17 protein-coding genes and 1 tRNA gene are annotated in these 16,364 nt (G+C 72.6%); 10 read left to right on the forward strand and 8 right to left on the reverse strand.

From position 1 onward, the window contains the following. Positions 1-6: 6 nt before the first annotated feature. Entirely contained in the window at positions 7-816 is an 810-nt protein-coding gene (locus C1701_RS09735) for an MBL fold metallo-hydrolase (protein WP_103055838.1), read from the reverse strand. Beyond that, the gene (locus C1701_RS09740) at positions 813-1,721 is read right to left on the reverse strand and encodes an NUDIX hydrolase (RefSeq protein WP_026417657.1); all 909 of its coding nucleotides are present in this window, start codon (positions 1,719-1,721) and stop codon (positions 813-815) included. The genes C1701_RS09735 and C1701_RS09740 overlap by 4 nt, the downstream gene beginning before the upstream one ends. Positions 1,722-1,774: 53 nt before the next feature. On the opposite strand from C1701_RS09740, the gene C1701_RS09745 reads away from it, so the two are divergent. Beyond that, a complete protein-coding gene (locus C1701_RS09745) occupies positions 1,775-2,212 on the forward strand; it encodes a hypothetical protein (protein WP_337662213.1) in 438 nt (145 codons plus the stop codon). Between the two features lie 135 nt (positions 2,213-2,347). After that, the gene (locus tag C1701_RS09750) at positions 2,348-3,271 is read left to right on the forward strand and encodes a Gfo/Idh/MocA family protein (RefSeq protein ID WP_026417659.1); all 924 of its coding nucleotides are present in this window, start codon (positions 2,348-2,350) and stop codon (positions 3,269-3,271) included. A 19-nt stretch (positions 3,272-3,290) separates the two neighbouring features. Here the strand turns inward: C1701_RS09750 and C1701_RS09755 are convergent, their stop codons facing one another. Genes C1701_RS09755 through C1701_RS09770 form a run of 4 tightly spaced genes read right to left on the reverse strand, consistent with a single transcriptional unit; the run spans position 3,291 to position 6,338 of the window. After that, a complete protein-coding gene (locus C1701_RS09755) occupies positions 3,291-4,997 on the reverse strand; it encodes a hypothetical protein (RefSeq protein WP_103055840.1) in 1,707 nt (568 codons plus the stop codon). 49 nt (positions 4,998-5,046) lie between these two features. Continuing rightward, entirely contained in the window at positions 5,047-5,685 is a 639-nt protein-coding gene (locus C1701_RS09760; protein ID WP_026417660.1) for a hypothetical protein, read from the reverse strand. Between the two features lie 13 nt (positions 5,686-5,698). Then, entirely contained in the window at positions 5,699-6,172 is a 474-nt protein-coding gene (locus C1701_RS09765; protein WP_245588699.1) for a RidA family protein, read from the reverse strand. Between the two features lie 10 nt (positions 6,173-6,182). Further along, positions 6,183-6,338 carry a DUF4177 domain-containing protein gene (locus tag C1701_RS09770; RefSeq protein WP_016696652.1) on the reverse strand — a complete coding sequence of 52 codons (156 nt, stop codon included), beginning with the start codon at positions 6,336-6,338 and terminating at the stop codon, positions 6,183-6,185. A gap of 113 nt (positions 6,339-6,451) precedes the next feature. On the opposite strand from C1701_RS09770, the gene C1701_RS09775 reads away from it, so the two are divergent. The 3 genes from C1701_RS09775 to C1701_RS09785 all read left to right on the forward strand — a co-directional run bounded on the left by C1701_RS09775 (position 6,452) and on the right by C1701_RS09785 (position 8,960). Further along, positions 6,452-6,703, forward strand: a complete 252-nt coding sequence (locus C1701_RS09775) for a hypothetical protein (RefSeq protein ID WP_026417662.1) — start codon at positions 6,452-6,454, stop codon at positions 6,701-6,703. Between the two features lie 89 nt (positions 6,704-6,792). Next, positions 6,793-7,797, forward strand: coding sequence for an ArsA-related P-loop ATPase (locus C1701_RS09780; RefSeq protein WP_030104649.1), 1,005 nt, complete (start codon positions 6,793-6,795; stop codon positions 7,795-7,797). Further along, positions 7,794-8,960, forward strand: coding sequence for an ArsA family ATPase (locus C1701_RS09785; protein WP_051313498.1), 1,167 nt, complete (start codon positions 7,794-7,796; stop codon positions 8,958-8,960). Before C1701_RS09780 ends, C1701_RS09785 begins: the two co-directional genes overlap by 4 nt. A 157-nt stretch (positions 8,961-9,117) precedes the next feature. Here C1701_RS09785 and C1701_RS09790 read toward each other — a convergent pair whose 3' ends face one another. Continuing rightward, positions 9,118-9,417 carry a WhiB family transcriptional regulator gene (locus C1701_RS09790; protein WP_016701412.1) on the reverse strand — a complete coding sequence of 100 codons (300 nt, stop codon included), beginning with the start codon at positions 9,415-9,417 and terminating at the stop codon, positions 9,118-9,120. A 262-nt stretch (positions 9,418-9,679) separates the two neighbouring features. On the opposite strand from C1701_RS09790, the gene C1701_RS09795 reads away from it, so the two are divergent. Next, entirely contained in the window at positions 9,680-12,178 is a 2,499-nt protein-coding gene (locus C1701_RS09795; RefSeq protein ID WP_030226142.1) for a penicillin-binding protein, read from the forward strand. 28 nt (positions 12,179-12,206) lie between these two features. Here C1701_RS09795 and C1701_RS09800 read toward each other — a convergent pair whose 3' ends face one another. Next, a complete protein-coding gene (locus C1701_RS09800) occupies positions 12,207-12,671 on the reverse strand; it encodes a GatB/YqeY domain-containing protein (protein WP_026417665.1) in 465 nt (154 codons plus the stop codon). A 119-nt stretch (positions 12,672-12,790) separates the two neighbouring features. Here C1701_RS09800 and C1701_RS09805 point away from each other — a divergent pair, with 119 nt between their 5' ends. The 4 genes from C1701_RS09805 to C1701_RS09820 all read left to right on the forward strand — a co-directional run bounded on the left by C1701_RS09805 (position 12,791) and on the right by C1701_RS09820 (position 16,344). Further along, entirely contained in the window at positions 12,791-13,753 is a 963-nt protein-coding gene (locus C1701_RS09805) for a metallophosphoesterase (RefSeq protein WP_103055841.1), read from the forward strand. Between the two features lie 51 nt (positions 13,754-13,804). Continuing rightward, positions 13,805-13,878: transfer RNA gene (locus C1701_RS09810), tRNA-Pro, on the forward strand. Between the two features lie 203 nt (positions 13,879-14,081). Then, positions 14,082-14,294: a hypothetical protein gene (locus tag C1701_RS09815; protein WP_026417666.1), complete on the forward strand. Its 213-nt coding sequence runs from the start codon at positions 14,082-14,084 to the stop codon at positions 14,292-14,294. 181 nt (positions 14,295-14,475) lie between these two features. Next, positions 14,476-16,344: a S9 family peptidase gene (locus C1701_RS09820; protein WP_026417667.1), complete on the forward strand. Its 1,869-nt coding sequence runs from the start codon at positions 14,476-14,478 to the stop codon at positions 16,342-16,344. Positions 16,345-16,364: the final 20 nt, after the last annotated feature.

Here is a 16,364-nt window from a genome sequence, read left to right on the forward strand (position 1 = left end):
GGGTGGTCAGCCCTCCTCGTCCAGGTACGCGAGCTGCGCCCGGACGGACTGCTCCGCGGCGAACGACAGCGCCGGGTCGAGGTCGGGGTAGACGGCGGCCACCACCTCCACGGGGGTGGCCGTCGCGCCCAGCCGAGCGCGGGCGGCGCGCACCTGGTCCAGCCGACGTTCGCGGTGCGCGAGGTAGTCGCGGGCCGTCGCGGCCGCATCGGGCAACTCCGCACCGTGCCCTGGCAGCAGACGGGTTCCGGCGGGGACCCGGGCCAGCCCTCGGAGGGTGGTGAGGTAGTCACGGAGGCTCCCCGTCAGCACCGTCGTCCCCCGCCCCAGCACCGTGTCCCCGGTGAGCACCACCGGACCCGCTCCGCCTTGGACGAGGAAGCACGCCGAGTCGTCGGTGTGGCCCGGGGTGTGGAGCACCTCCAGCCGCAGGCCGGCCACGTCGAGCACCGCGCCGTCGACGAGTGGTTCTCCGGACGACCAGCGCGGGTCGATCGCGGCCGAGGGCGCGCCGACCAGGTCGGCGAACCGGGCCAGCCCCGCGCTGTGGTCGTGGTGCCCGTGGGTGAGCAGGACGAGTTCGACGGGGCCTTCCTCACCGACCCGGCGGAGGTGCTCCTCGTCGTCCGGTCCCGGGTCGACGACGACCCGACCCGTCGCGCCAGGGGCCCGGAGGACCCAGGTGTTGGTGCCCTCCAGGGTCATGGCCGAGGGGTTGTTCGCGAGCCACACCGAGGCCACGTCCGCCACGTCCCGCCGTCTCCCGTACGCCGGGTGCGCGACGCTCGGGAGGTCACCACCACGCGGTTCGGTCACGACGGCCCCCCATCCGCTCGCTCGTCCCGGACCGTGGGGGCCCGCCCCGCCTCGTGACGGCCCGGCCCCCCTTCGGACGGTTCCGGCACCACCACTCGCAGCCGGCCGCCCTCACGGATGATGCGGGGAACGGTGCGGCCGATCACGCGGGGGGTCCGACGTGCCGAGGACACGCTGTCCTGGTCGGCGAGTTCGGACAGGGTCACCCAGGTAGGGGGGAGCAGGGCGCGGTCGCCCTGACGCCACTCCTCCAACGCGGCCGCCGGGGTCAGCCACCTCGCCTGGACGGCCTCCGAGGTCCTGCCGTCAGCTCGTTGTCCGGGTGGTAGTTCGGCGAGGAAGAACCGGGTGTCGTGGCGACGCGCCTCCACCTCGGGCGTCACCCAGTTCGCCCAGGGAGTGAGGAGGTCGGCGCGCAGCACGAGCTCGTTGGCCGCGAGGAACTCCCCGAGGGAGAGGGCGCCGCTCTCGAGGAGCGGCCTCGCCGACGAGTACCGGCCCGCGTCCCTGACGACATCGCGGTCGTCGGCTCCCGCGAGCAGCACACCGGTTTCCTCGAAGGTCTCGCGGACCGCCGCGCTGACCAGTGCGGCGGCGAGGTCGGGCGCGCAGCCGAAGCGCTCGGCCCACCACTCCGGCGCGGGGCCCGCCCAATGTGCCCGGACCGCGCCCCCGACCCGGTCCCTGCCGTCGACGGATCCGCCGGGGAAGACGGTCATGCCCGGGGCGAAGGCCATGGTGGCTGCCCTGCGCATCAGGAACACCTCGACACCGCCCGCTGGGTGGTCGCGCACGAGCACGACGCTCGCCGAGTCCCTCGGCGTGGCGGGTGGGCGCCCCGGGACGGCGGAGAGCGAGTCGACCAGCTCCGGCGGCAGGTCGAACGGTTCTGGCAGCGGGGGCACGGTGCCACCCTAGGCGCCAGGCCCTCGTGGGGGAACCACGCGAGAATGAGCTGGTGCGTCACGAGGAGGAACGGGTGGAGCCAGCTGTGGACGGACGGCGGGTCCGGGGGTGCCTGGTGCCGCTGTTGACCCTGGTGCTCGGGGTCATCGCCGGGACGGTCGGCACCGGGGTGCTCCTCCTGCTGCTGGCGGTACCCCACGGCGGGCGCACACCCGCCTCCGACACCGCCCCGCCCGAGGTCGCCGCGGCCACCGGGCGGTCATCACTCGTGGTCGAGCTGCGGGAGCGACCGGCGACCCTGTTCTCGTCCGAGGAAGCGGAGGTGGTGCTCGTGGACCGGCACGACGGGGAGGACACCGTCCTGCGCGCCGTGCCGGTGCCCTCGAGCTCGGTGGCGGCGGGTCCGTGGCGGGTGGCGTGGAACGAGGGCTCGGTGCTCGTCGGCCTCGCCGACGGTGTGGAGATCCGGGTTCCCCTGATCTTGGAGTGATGATCCTTCCGACTGAACCGGGCCTCGGATCAGTCGGATCATGGTTGGCGTCCGGGGTGGAGCGGGAAAGATGGTGTCGTGCCTACTTCTCCAGCCCACGACGACGGACCACTGGACGCCGAGGCCCCGGCACCAGTGGTGGAGGATCAACTGCGGGTCGGTCTGGTCGGGGCCGGCCGGTGGGCCAGGACGACGCACGCCCCGGGGATCGACGACCACCCGGGGACCCGTCTCGTCGCGGTGTGGTCCCGACGGCCCGACGCCGCCGCCGAGCTGGCCGCGCCGTACTCCGCCGAGGTGATGTCCAGCCCAGAGGAACTCGTGGCCAGCGTCGACGTGGTCGCCTTCGCGGTACCCCCGTCCGTCCAGGCCGGGCTCGCGACCAGTGCCGCGTCGGCCGGCAGGCACGTCATCCTGGAGAAACCGCTCGCCGCCGATCTGGCGTCCGCCTCGCGTCTCGCGGAGGAGGTCCGCCGTCGCGAGGTGTGCTCCCTGGTGATGCTGACCCGCCGGTTCGCCCCGGAGACCCGCGAGTGGCTCGCCGGCCTCCAGGACGGTGGCGGGTGGGCCGGTGGCTCGGTCACCTGGCTGTCCGGCGCGCTCCTGGACGACGGCAACACGGGATCCTCGTGGCGTCACGAGGACGGCGGGCTGCTCGATGTGGGGCCGCACGCCGTGGACCTCGTGGACGCGGCGCTCGGCCCGGTGGTGGAGGTCCTCGCCGCCCACCGCTCCCCCGACGACCTCTGGCAGCTCGTGCTCGGCCACGAGGGCGGCGTGACGAGCACGCTGTCGCTGTCGCTGCGCTTCCCCGCGAGGCCGACCGTCACCGACGTGTCGGTCTTCGGCGGTGGTGGCCTCCGGGCGCTGGGAGCGCCGGAGACCTCCCGGGCGGACTGCTACGCCTCGATGCTCGACGACTTCGTGGCCATGGTGCACAGCGGAGCCCGGGAGCACCCCTGCGACGTGGCCCGAGGACTGCACCTGCAACGCGTGCTCGCCGCCGCCACCTCGCTGGCCGGCTCACCGTCCGGGGTACGGCTCGGCACCCCGGCCTGACGGCCGCTCCGCCGGCTGCTCAGGCGGTCGGCGGGAACGGCGGATGCCCGTTGGTGTAGGGCCGTTGTGGCCCAGAGGTGGGGTGGCCACCAGCACTGGCGGAAAGGCGGCTGATGGGCCCGGTCTGTTCGACGTTGCTCGGCGCGGACACCGCGCGCCTGGGCGCGGGGGTTCGCGCGGCCTCCGAACTCGGCTGGCCCGTCGCCGTGCCCTCGTGGTCCCGTTCGGCCAGTTCCTCGTGCAGCTGCCGGAGGAGGTCCCGTTCCCTGCCGTTCAGCTTGCCCTCGTCCCCCGGAGGCCGTTCCGGGCCCGGCACCGCCCGGTCGGCGGTCGGCGCACCGGCGGCGGCGCGGGGCTGGCCGCTGGACACGGGAGTCGCGGCCTGCGCCTGCCCGTGGTCGGGGGCTGGGTCGGTATCGGGGCGGACCGGGCCGACGTCCTCCGGCCGGGGCGCGGGCCGGCTCGCCCGCTCGGGGCGGCGAGCGGGCTGCTCCGGGGCCGGCGTCCTCTCGTTCGCGGCCGTGGAGCCCTCCTGGTCGGTGGCCTCGTCCCCGGGGCGACCTCCCCGGCCCCTGGACGGCGTTCGCCCGGAGCCGTCCCTGGCCGGTCGGAGCACCCGGACGTTCTCGGCGAGCCTCGGGGCGGCCCGTTCCGGGGTGTCCGCCTCTCCCGGAACGTCCTCGTCGGACAGTTCCGGTGTCGCCTCGGGGGCCGTGGTGGCCGGGTAGCGACGCCCTCGGGGTGGGCGGGGCGGGCGACGGTCCTCCGCGACCACCTCGCCCACGGGCTCGGTGACCTGCTGGTCCGCGCCGGACGGCGCGGTGTCCGGGCCGCGTCGCGGAGACCGGGGCGCGGAAGGGGCCGCCTCCGGTTGTGGTGGCTCACCCGCGACGCCCTGGTCGTCCTTCCGGCCAGCAGGGGCCGCCTCCTCGGAGTCCGGTCGCCGTCGACGACCGGCGTGCGCCTCGGCGGGGGCCGGCTCCTCGTCGGTGGTGGTGCGGGTGCCGCCGGCCTCGCGCTCCGCCGGGGGCCGCTCGCGGTCGGGGCCCGGCGGAGCGCCCCGCTCGGGTTCGCGCCCACCGTCGGGGCCGGGACGCGCGTGACCGTTCAGGTCGACGAGGACCCCGGCGTCCGAGGCGGCCCGCTGGTACTCGGGGACCGGCCTTCCTGGTAACAGGACCTCGACGGTCGCGGGCAGGTCCGCCGCGTCGAGTGCCCGCGCGACCTGGAACGCGGTGGCGGGGGCGACCGCCGCGTCGGTGGACTCGACGACCACGACCCGTTGCGGAGTACCCATCGGCGCGGCCCCGGCCGGTGTGACCCGCCAGGCGCATCGCAGGGAACTCACCGCCGACAACCGACGGCCGAGGCCGGCGACGGCCTGCCCGACCCCGCGTTCCGGGGCGTTGTCCTGGACGAACCGGTGGGCACCGACCCCTTCGTCGCCCAGCTCCCGCACCCTGTCGGCCAGCGCGGCGTCCGACCGCACCTCGACCAGCAGGTCCGCCAGCTCGGCCCTGGTCGCGGCTGGCAGTGCGACGTCACCGGCGACCAGGGCGCCGACGACCAGTTCCGCGGCCTGGTCCGGTTCGGCGAGCGCCAGGAACTCCCTGGCGTCCGTCAGCGACTCGTCGTCGATCCTCCCCGCGAGCCCCAGCAGCAGGTCGTGCAGTCGAGTCGGGACGCGACGGTCCTGGTCGTCGCCGTTCCGCGTGGCCTCCGCCATGCCGTTCTCTCCTTCCGACCCGCCGCCGGCGGACGGGCGTCAAGCAAGCTCAGACGTGGGCTAACTGCCCGTGGTTCAGGCCGGTGACCACCGGTTCTGACCCGACCCAGGCGGCCCGGTGGTAGGCGGTCAGGGTCATCGACGGAGGGACGACCTCGACACGCGGTTCGCGTTCGCCGAGTGCCCGCAACACGCGCTGCAACTCGGCGGTCAGGCCGATCCGTCCGGTCTCGGCGCTCACGAGGAGCACTCGCCGGGGTGGGCCGCCCGTGACGGGTGCCCGCCAGGCGAACCGGACCTCGCGGACGCCGGGGCGGCCGCGGAGCATGGCTCCGAGAACCACCGGCGTCGAGTCCGCTCCGTGGGGGACCTCCACCGGCACGTCGCTGACGGCCGCCGGGGAGACCCCGAAGACGTGCGCGGGTTCTGGCTCCTCGGCGAGGGCCGGGATGGCGGCCACGAGCACGGGGTCGGCACCGGCGGGCAGGAAACCCTCGGCGAGGAGCTCGTGCTCGTGGTCGGTCAGTCCCAGCCTGCCGTGCGCCAGCGCGCGGGGCAGCGTCCTGGCGAGTACCGCGTCGGCGTCACCGGCCAGCCAGTCGCGGAACCGCCAGAGCTGTCGGTCGGGCAGTCGCCCGGCCAACCTGAGCAGCAGTTCGTGGCGGAGATCCCGCATGTCGCGCCCCATCGTGCAACCCCGTTCAGTCGACCTCGACGATGATCTCGACCTCGACCGGGGCGCCCAGCGGCAGCTCGGACACCCCGACGGCCGACCTGGCGTGCTGGCCGGCCTCGCCGAAGATCTCGCCGAACAGCTCGGAGGCACCGTTGATCACGGCGGGCTGGCCGGTGAACCCGTCAGCGGAGGCGACGAAGCCGACGACCTTGACGATCCGGACCACCGAGTCCAGCCCGACGAGGGCGTCGACCGCCGCGAGGGCGTTGAGGGCGCAGGTTCTGGCGTGCTGCTTGGCTTCCTCCGGGCTGACGTCGCCCCCGACCTTCCCGGTGGCGGCGAGCGCCCCGTCGACGATCGGTACCTGACCGGAGGTGTAGACGAGGGAGCCGGTGCGGATCGCTGGCACGTAGGCGGCCACCGGCGCGGCGACCGCGGGCAGCGACACCCCGATCTCTTGGATTCGCTGGGTCCAGGAAGGCCTCATGTCCTCACTCATCTCTCCGCGCTCAGCCCTTGGGACGCTTGAGGTAGGCGACCAGCTGCTCACCGGTCGGCCCCGGCAGCACCGTGACCAACTCCCAACCGTCCTCGCCCCACTGGTCGAGGATCTGCTTGGTGGCATGGATCAACAACGGCACCGTGGCGTACTCCCACTTGGTCATGTGTCGGAGGGTAGTCGTAACGGAAGGGCCACCGTCCGCGTCCCACGGATGGGGACTCCCCGACCACCGTTCGGCGGGACCGAGTGATGGGATCGAGTCGGTAATGTGGCTGGGTGGAGATCTGGCGGATGGCGGCCACCGCCCTGCTGGTGCTGTTCGGCGGCATCCTGGTGCTCGTGGTGATGGCGCAGGCCAGGGACCGCAAGGGACGGTCGCGCGGGGACGTGGTCCGCAACGGCGCCATCGCCTCGGCGGTGCTGGTGGTGGCGATCCTCTGCGTGGCGTTGTGGCTTCCCTCGACCGTGGCCTGGGGGCTGGTGGCGGCCGCGGGCATCGCCGTGGCCGTGCTGACGATGGTGGACTGACCCGTGTCCCGGCTCGCCCGGTACCCGGGTGGGAGGAGTGGTGGCACTGCACGGGAGCCGGACCGTGTCGTGGCGTTTAGGCTGACCGTGTGAGGGCCTCAAGCTCCGGATGGACCGAGCAGCTCGCGCGGGTCCGGCTGCACGTGGTCACGGGTAAGGGTGGCACCGGGAAGTCGACGGTCGCCGCCGCGGTGGCGCTCGCGCTGGCCAACGGGGGCCGTCGGGTACTGCTCGTGGAGGTCGAGGGGCGGCAGGGGATCGCCCAGCTCTTCGACACCGCGCCGCTCCCCTACTCCGAGGAGCGGCTCGCGCTCGCACCGGGCGGTGGTGAGGTCCGCGCGTTGGCCGTGGACGCCGAGGCCGCGCTGCTGGAGTACCTCGACATGTTCTACAACCTCGGCTTCGCCGGGCGGACGCTGCGCCGGATGGGAGCGATCGAGTTCGCCACCACCCTCGCTCCCGGTCTGCGGGACGTGCTGCTGACAGGCAAGATCAAGGAGTGCGTCGGCCGCACCGACCAGCGGGGACGGCACGTCTACGACGCGGTCGTGGTGGACGCGCCACCCACCGGCCGCATCGTGCGGTTCCTCGACGTCACGCGGGCGATGGTCGACCTCGCGAAGGTCGGTCCGATCCGGGCCCAGAGCGAGGGGGTGGTGCGGCTCCTGCACTCGGGCGACACCGCGGTGCACCTGGTGACCACCTTGGAGGAGCTGCCGGCGCAGGAGGCGGTCGAGGCCGTGGAGGAACTGGATGCCGCCGACCTGCGCCCCGGCGCCGTCGTGGTGAACCGGATCAGCCCGAACCGGCTGCCGGCCCGGTCGGTGGCCGCGGCGGCGGACGGCCGTCTCGACGAGGCCCGCGTTCGGGCCGGGCTGGAGTCGGCCGGTCTCGCCCTCACCGACGACCAGTTGGACGGGCTCGTCGGTGAGACGGTGGAGCACGCCCTGCGGGTGCGGTCCGAACAGGAGGCGTGGCGGCACCTCCGCCAGCTCGACCTGCCGTTGCTGGAACTGCCGGAGCTGACCGAGGGCGTCGACCTCGCCTCGCTGTACGAGCTCGCCGAGACCATGCGCGACCAGGGCCTGCGATGACGGCACCGGGACCAGCGGCCGGGAGCCGTCGTCGGCCGGCCGCGCTCGACGTCGACGGGTTGTTGGCCAGCCCGAGGACCGAGATCGTGGTGTGCTGCGGTTCGGGTGGCGTCGGCAAGACGACGACCGCGGCCGCGCTCGGGTTGCGTGCCGCGCGCCTCGGCAGGAGGACGGTCGTGCTGACGATCGACCCGGCCCGACGCCTGGCACAGGCGCTGGGGCTCCGGGAGCTGGGCAACCAGCCTCGTCGGGTCGAGTTCGCCGAGGAGGAACCGGCCGGCGAGCTGCACGCGATGATGCTCGACATGCGCCGGACCTTCGACGACATGGTGTTGGCCCACGCGGGGGACGAACGCGCCGAGCAGATCCTGGCCAACCCCTTCTACCAGACCATCTCCTCGTCCTTCTCCGGCACGCAGGAGTACATGGCGATGGAGAAGCTCGGGCAGCTGGCCGCGGAGGGGGACTGGGACCTGATCGTGGTGGACACTCCGCCGAGCAGGTCCGCACTGGACTTCCTCGATGCGCCGCAGCGGTTGTCGACGGTCCTCGACGGCACGTTGATCCGGTTGCTGGCCGGCCCGGCCAGGGCTGGCGGGCGGGGCATCCGGCGGGTCGTCGGCGCGGGGTTCGGCCTGTTCAGCAAGGCGGTCTCGACGATCGTCGGTGGCCAGTTGCTCGCGGACGCCTCCGCGTTCGTGCAGGCCTTCGACAGCATGTTCGGGGGTTTCCGCGAGCGGGCGGAGCACACCTACCGGATGCTGCGCTCCCCGGGCACGGCGTTCCTGGTGGTGGCCGCCCCGGAACCGGATGCCCTGCGGGAGGCCTCCTACTTCGTCGACCGGCTCGCCACCGAGCGGATGCCGTTGGCGGGTCTCGTCGCCAACCGCACCCACCCGGTGCTCACCGACCTGCCGGCCGCCAGCGCCCTCGCGGCGGCGGACCAGCTCGGTGGAGGTGCCCCGCTCGCCGCCGCCGTGCTCCGCCTGCACGCCGACCGGGTGTCGGTCGCGGACCGCGAACTCCGGTTGCTGTCACGCTTCACCAGGGCTCATCCGGGAGTGCCGATCATCGGTGTCCCAGCACTCGCGAAAGATGTTCACGATATGCGGGGTCTCCGTGAGATCGGCGAACGACTCGCGAGTAGGCCCGACGCCGGTTAGCCCCACGCGCTCCCGCGCTAATGGCGAAAGCGATCGGGAATCGCCTGGAATTTGGCCGGACGGCCGGCCAATGGGCGGACAACTGGTTGATCACGCAATTCGGCGGGGCCGCCGGGCCGACGCCCTCGTCGCGCCGGCCCGGCGTCACCGTGTCCCGTCAGGACACCTGGTACTCGATGTCGGTGTGGCGGCGGCGCGCGGCCTCCAACAGCTCGCGCCAGGACTCGACGTCCGGCCTGCGACGGAGCAGCGCGCGCCGCTCCCGCTCGGTCATCCCGCCCCAGACACCGAACTCGATGCGGTTGTCCAGCGCCTCGGCCAGACACTCGGTACGAACCGGACAGCCAATGCAGACCACCTTGGCCTTGCGCTGTTCCGCTCCTCGGACGAACAACTGCTCAGGGTCCTCGTCACGGCAGGCCGCTCGAACCCGCCAATCCCCCTGGATGAACATCATGTCCCCCAGCTCCTTGTGTCTTCCGACTCACCAGGTGCCCCCCCGGCACCCGCGGTCAGTGACATTCCGTTCCGATGGAACGCCCTGTCTTACCTTGTCGTGAGACCTTGACGGACTGTAGAGCAGATTGGTTCCATCAATTTCACCGGGTATGACAAACATTACGGTCTGTCACCCGTTTCGCAACCCTTAGTCATCATTTCGAGTGGTGCTACCTCACTTCGTCGTTATACGGGCGCCACCCCGGACGTACGCTGAGCGGGTGCGGTTTCGGGCTGGCGTACTCAAGCTCTTCGGACTCTGCGTGCTCGCGGGGGTACTGGCCGCCGGGGTGTTGTTCCCCGCCGTCGGCGGTCTCGGCGTGGCGTCCAACCAGGCGAGTGACACTGTGGACAGCCTCTCGGCCGACCTCGTGACCACGGACCCTCCCCTGGTCAGCACGATCACCGACTCCGAGGGCGACCCCATCGCCTACCTGTTCGACCAGTACCGGGTGCTGGTGGAGCCGCACGAGATCGCCGACAGCATGAAGGCGGCCATCATCGCGGTGGAGGACCAGCGCTTCTACCAGCACGAGGGCGTCGACTGGCGGGGCACGTTCCGCGCGGCGGTGACGAACCAGATGTCCGGCAGCATCGCGCAGGGCGGTTCCACCCTCACCCAGCAGTACGTCAAGAACTACCTGGTGCACGTGGTCGCCGCCGACAGCCCCGCGGAACAGGCCAAGGCGATCGAGCAGACCCCCGCCAGGAAGCTGCGCGAGATCCGGATCGCCCTCCAACTGGAGCAGAACCTCGACAAGGAGGAGATCCTCGCCGGCTACCTGAACATCGTGCCCTTCGGCAACCAGACCTACGGCGTCGGCGCCGCCGCGCGCACCTACTTCAACACGACGGCGGACCAGTTGACCGTTCCGCAGGCCGCCCTGCTCGCGGGGATCGTCAACAGCCCCGGCTCGTTGAACCCCGAACGCAACCCGGAGGAGGCGAAGCGGCGGCGCAACATCGTCATCGGGTTGATGGCGGAGCAGGGGCACATCTCCGAGGAGGCCGCCGAGGAGGCGAAACGGGAACCCCTCGGGCTCGCGCAGCCGTTGGGGCGCCCCCCGAACGACTGCGTGGGCGCCGGGCCGAGCGACGGCTTCTTCTGCGAGTACGTCATCGACTACCTCGCGAGCGCCGGCTTCTCCAAGGACCAGCTCAAGCGCGGCGGCTACACGATCCGGACCACGCTGGACCACTCGATCACCGAGATGGCGAAGCGCGCGGCCGAGGACCAGGTGCCCAAGACGACCGAGGGCATCGCGAACGCGATGGCGGTCGTGGAGCCTGGGCACGACGGCCACAAGGTCCGTGCGCTGGTGGCCAACCGGGACTACGGGCTGGACCCCGAGGCCGGTCAGACGATGTACCCGCTGCCCAGCGGCATGACGATGTTCGGTGCGGGGTCGATCTACAAGACCTTCACGGCGGCGGCCGCCCTCGAGGCGGGCATGGGCATCCAGAACGAGGTCGACGTGCCCACCACCCACGTGTCCTCGGTGTACTTCAACAACGGGGCGCCCTACCAGGTCAGCAACGACAACGACGGGTACCCGGCCCGGATGACCCTCCAGGACGCCCTGGCGAAGTCCCCCAACACCTCCTTCGTGGCGTTGCAGGAGCGGGTTGGGCTCGACGCGGTGGTGGACATGGCGGAGCGCCTCGGCCTCCGGCAGGGCATGACCGGCATCAACCACCAGGGCGGCCAGATCGACCCCACCGCCGAGCGCGAGGAGCAGCGACTCCCGCAGGCGGAGTTCCTCAAGGAACGGGGCATCGGCGCCTTCACCCTCGGCTTCACCCCGACGAGCGTGCTGGAGCTGTCCAACGTCGCCGCGACGATCGCCAGCAACGGGGTGTGGTGCCCGCCCTCCCCGATCGAGGAGGTCCTCGACCGGCACGGCAACCCGGTGGCGATCACCGAGGCCGACTGCGAGCAGGCGGTCGAGAAGGAGGTCGCGGACGCGCTCTTCGTGGGGATGAGCAAGGACGACACGGAGGGCACCGCGCGGGCCGCAGCCCAGCAGGTGAGCTGGGACAGGCCGATGCTCGGCAAGACCGGCACCACCCAGAACCACATGTCCGCCGGGTTCATCGGCGCGACCCCGCAGATGGCCGGCGCGGTGCTCACCTTCAGCGACGGGACCTCGGTGCAGGGGATCTGCGACGGCGACCCGCCGATGCTGTGCGGGGACAACGGCAACATCTACGGAGGGCGCATCCCCGCCCGAACGTGGTTCGCGACGATGACCGGGGTGCACGAGGGCCTGCCGGTGGCTCCGCTGCCCGCGCTGGACCCCAAGTTCGAGTTCGGCGGTGAGGACCACCAGGTTCCCAACGTGGTCGGGATGGGCGCCGCCCAGGCCCGCACGGTCCTCCAGGAGGCCGGTTACCAGGTGTCCGAGGCGCAGACCAACAGCAGCGAGCCGCGCGGCACCGTGGTGACCCAGTCCCCCCGGGGCTTCGCCCTCCCCGGGGACACGATCACGATCTCGGTCAGCACCGGGTACGTGCCGCCGGCGGAGACCGAGCAACCCGGTCCGACGGATCAGCCGCCCGGCGAGGGCGGCACCCCGGCTCCCCCGCCCGAGGAGGGTGGGCCCAGCGTGCCGCCGGTCCCTCCGCCCGCACCCGAGCCAACCCAGCCCGAGCTACCGGAACCCCCGGACGACGGCGGTGACCAACCGCCCACCGATCCACCGGTGGGCGAGGGCAACTGACTCCGTTACCCGCGGGCCGGCCTCCTGCTCAAGCCTGGAGGCCGGCCCGCACGAGTTCCACCACCCGGCTCCCGTCGGCGCGGCCGGCCACCCTGGCGGTGGCCGCCTTCATCACCTGTCCCAGGTCGGCCGGGCCCGGTCGCCGGCCCAACCGCGCTCCGACCTCCTCGATGGCGGCGCCGACGAGCTCGGTGAGCTCGTCCTCCCCCAACTGACGGGGGAGGTAGGCGCGGAGGATGTCCGCCTCGGCCCGCTCCGCCTCGGCCGTGTCCGCCCGACCGGCCGACCCGAAGGCCTCGGCCGCCTCGTCCCGCTTCCTGGCCTCCTTGGCTACGGTCTGGGTCACCTCCGCCTCGGTCAGCGGGCGGCCCGTCCGCCCTTCGGCGTTGCCGATGGCACCCAGCACCGTGCGGAGGGTTCCGACCACGCGGGTGTCCCTGCTCTTCATCGCCGCCACCAGATCGGCGCGCAGCCGTTCCTCGAGATCGCTCACGCTCGGAACGTACGCCGTGGCCGGCTGGCTCGGGTGATCGCGGTGGTCGGAGCGGCCCGGTCCGTCCCGCACCCATCGCCGGGCGGGCGGATCAGACCCGAGGCCGTAAGCTGAATCGGGTGAACACTCTCGGGCGCACCTTGATCGGAACCGCCGCCCTCGGGGTCGCGGCCGTCGGCTATGCCGCCGGGATCGAACGACGGCACTGGACGCTTCGGAACGTCACGCTGCCCGTGCTCGCGCCCGGAAGCCGGCCGATCCGTGTCCTCCACGTCTCCGACCTGCACATGACGCCGAACCAGCGCTCCAAGCAGGAATGGGTGGCCGCGTTGGACGCGCTCGAACCGGACCTGGTGGTGAACACCGGGGACAACCTCGCGCACCACCAGGCTGTTCCCGCCGCACTGCGGGCACTGGGCCCCCTGCTCGATCGACCCGGGGTCTTCGTCTTCGGCAGCAACGACTACTACGCGCCCAAACCCAAGAACCCGGCGCGGTACCTGCTGCCGGTCCGCCGGACCAAGCGTATCCACGGCGTGCCGCTGCCCTGGCGGGATCTGCGGGCGGCGTTGACCGAGCGAGGTTGGCTCGACCTGACCCACCAGCGGCGGAGCTTCCGGGTGGGGGGCCAGCTGGTCGTGGCCGCCGGCGTCGACGACCCCCACCTCCGCCGGGACCGCTACGACGACATCGAGGGCCGCCCGGACCCCCGGGCCAGGTTGTCCCTGGGTGTGACGCACTCCCCGGAACCGCGGGTCCTGGACCGCTTCGCCGACGACGGTTACGACCTGGTGCTCGCCGGCCACACCCACGGTGGCCAGTTGCGGGTCCCCTTCTACGGTGCCCTGGTGACCAACTGCGAACTGGACCGTTCGCGGGCACGCGGGACCTCGCGGTGGGGAGCGCACACCTGGCTCCACGTCTCCGCGGGCCTCGGGACGTCGCCCTACGCGCCGGTCCGCTTCGCCTGCCCGCCGGAGGCCAGCCTGTTGACCCTGGTGCCACGACCTCGCGAGGCTGGTTCCGGGCCGGTGCCGGCGAAACCGACGGCCGGTTTCCGGGCGGGTGGGGGCATGGGCTAGACTCTGTTCCGTCAGGCGGTGAGGCCCCTGCGGGGCTGGTCGCAAGACGATCGGGGTGTGGCGCAGCTTGGGAGCGCGCTTCGTTCGGGTCGAAGAGGTCGTGGGTTCAAATCCCGCCACCCCGACAGACCGGAGGCCCAGGTCAGGGAAACGTCGTGTGTTCCCCGACCTGGGCCTTCGTCATGTGTGGAGGCGGCCCGGCCCAGCCGAGCGCGGCCGGCGGGACCTCCTCGATCGGGTGATCATGGTGCGGTCGCCGTTCACCTGTCCGATCCATGCTGCGAGAGTGGGGTCGCCAGCTCGTCTCCGGGAAGGTGCCTCCAGCCTCATGGACTCCCGTCCTGCCCTCGGTGCCGTCGTGTTCGCGCTCGCCCTCATGGGCGGTGCGCCGCCGTGGCCTCCGACCGACTCCCAGCCCAACCTGCTCCCCTCGGTACCGGTACGCGGCTGCGTCGAGGCTGGGGGAACGCTGACGTTCCACCCCCACGGCCCCGAGTGCGCGGGCGGCGGGTACGACCGCCACCCCATCGCCCTCCCCTGACCTGCCTCCGGCGGGACACCTGCCCGGCCGGTTGGGCTACCCACGGGGGTCGCGGCGCGCCCGTGGAGCCAGCCGAGGCAGGACGCGGCACTCCCCCGCCGGCACCCTGCCGGGTCGGACCGTCCGTGGTGGTCGCGTGCGAACGTTTCGCCCGCTGCGGGTATCGGGCAGGATCGAGGGGGTGAGCAAGCATCCCAGCGCCGAAATCCCGGAGACCCTGTTCGACGACCCGGCCGAGGAGGAGCGGTGGCGCGCCCGGTTCAGCGCGCCTCGGAACTCACTCCCCGACTGGGCGCTGGACGCCCCCGACCGCAACCTGTACGTGTCCAACTCCAGCGGTGTCTGGGAGGTCTACGCCTGGGACCGGGCGACCGAGACGCACCGTCAGGTCACGGACCGGCCGAACGGGACCACCTACGCCACCATCAGCCCCGACGGCGAGACGATCTGGTGGTTCTCGGACACGGACGGCAACGAGTTCGGGCGTTGGGTGACCGAGCCGTTCGCCGGCCTGCCGGTGGACGCCAGCGTCGCGGCGGCACCACCCGGGGTGCACGAGGGGTACCCGGCTGGTCTCGCCCTGGGCGCGGAGGTCGTCGTCTGCGGGGCCTCCACCGACGAGGGCACCACGATCTGGGCGAGCAGGGCCGCCGAGGACGGCGGCTACCACCCCGCTCGGGTGATCTACCAGCACGAACAGGACGCGGATGTCGCGGCCCTTTCCCACGACGAGTCGCTGCTGGTGCTGGCCCACTCCGAACACGGTGACTCCCGCCACCCGGCGCTCCGCGTGCTGCGGGTGCGCGGTGACGAGGTCGACGACGCGCCGGTAGCGGAGAAGTGGGACGGGACGGGCAAGTCGCTGTCCGCGCTCGGGTTCCCGCTCATCGCGGGTGACCCGAGGCTGTTGGTCAGCCACGAACGCCGAGGCCGGTCCGAGCTGCTGATCTGGGACGTGGAGAACGACACGGAGACCGAACTCCTGATCGACCTGCCCGGGGAGTTGTCGGCGAGCTGGTACCCGAACGGCACGGCCCTGCTGGTCACCCACGAGCACGAGGCCCGCTGCGTCCTGTACCACTACGATCTCGCCTCCGGCGCCCTGACCAGGTTGCCCACCGCGACCGGGACGGTCACGGGAGCGGACGTCCGGCCGGACGGCACGGTGGAGTACTCGTTGTCCTCCGCCGAGCGCCCCGCCGCCGTCCGGGCCCTCTACACCGACGGATCCGACGCGGTGATCCTCCAGCCGGGCGGCACGCCAGCGCCGCCGTCCCAACCGCTGCGGGACGCGTTCGTGGAGGGCCCCGGCGGGCGGGTGCACGCGCTGTACGCCCGTCCGGAGCACGCACCGGACGGACCGCTGCCCACCGTGTTCAGCCTCCACGGCGGACCGCACGCGGCCGACGAGGACCGGTTCTCCGCCTACCGCGCGTTGTGGCTCGACGCCGGGTTCGCCGTGGTGCACGTGAACTACCGGGGCTCCACCGGGTACGGCTCGCGGTGGCGGGACGCCATCGAGGGGCGGCCGGGGCTCACCGAGTTGGAGGATGTCGCCGCCGTTCACGACTGGGCGGTGGCCAGCGGCCTCACCGACCCGGACCGCAGCGTCGTGGAGGGGGCGTCCTGGGGCGGTTACCTGACGCTCATGGCGCTGGGCACCCAGCCGGACAGGTGGGCGGCCGGCATCGCGGGTGTCCCGGTCGCGGACTACCTGGCCGCCTACGAGGACGAGATGGAACCGCTCCGGGCCTTCGACCGCGCGTTGTTCGGTGGGTCACCGGACGAGGTCCCCGAGCGGTACCGGGACTGTTCCCCGCTGACCTACGTGGACAAGGTGCGGGCGCCGGTCCTGGTGCTGGCGGGGGAGAACGACCCGCGTTGCCCGATCCGGCAGATCGACAACTACCTCGACCGGTTGGCGGCGCTGGGCGCGACCTACGAGGTGTACCGCTACGACGCGGGGCACGGGTCGCTGGTGGTCGCCGAGTCGCTGCGCCAGCGGGCCGCCGAGGTGCACTTCGCCCGGCGCGCTCTCGCGGCCGGCTGAGGCTCGCCGCGCCCGCCGCG

Source organism: Actinoalloteichus sp. AHMU CJ021, assembly GCF_002895405.1.
GTDB classification, from domain to species: Bacteria; Actinomycetota; Actinomycetes; order Mycobacteriales; family Pseudonocardiaceae; genus Actinoalloteichus_B; species Actinoalloteichus_B caeruleus.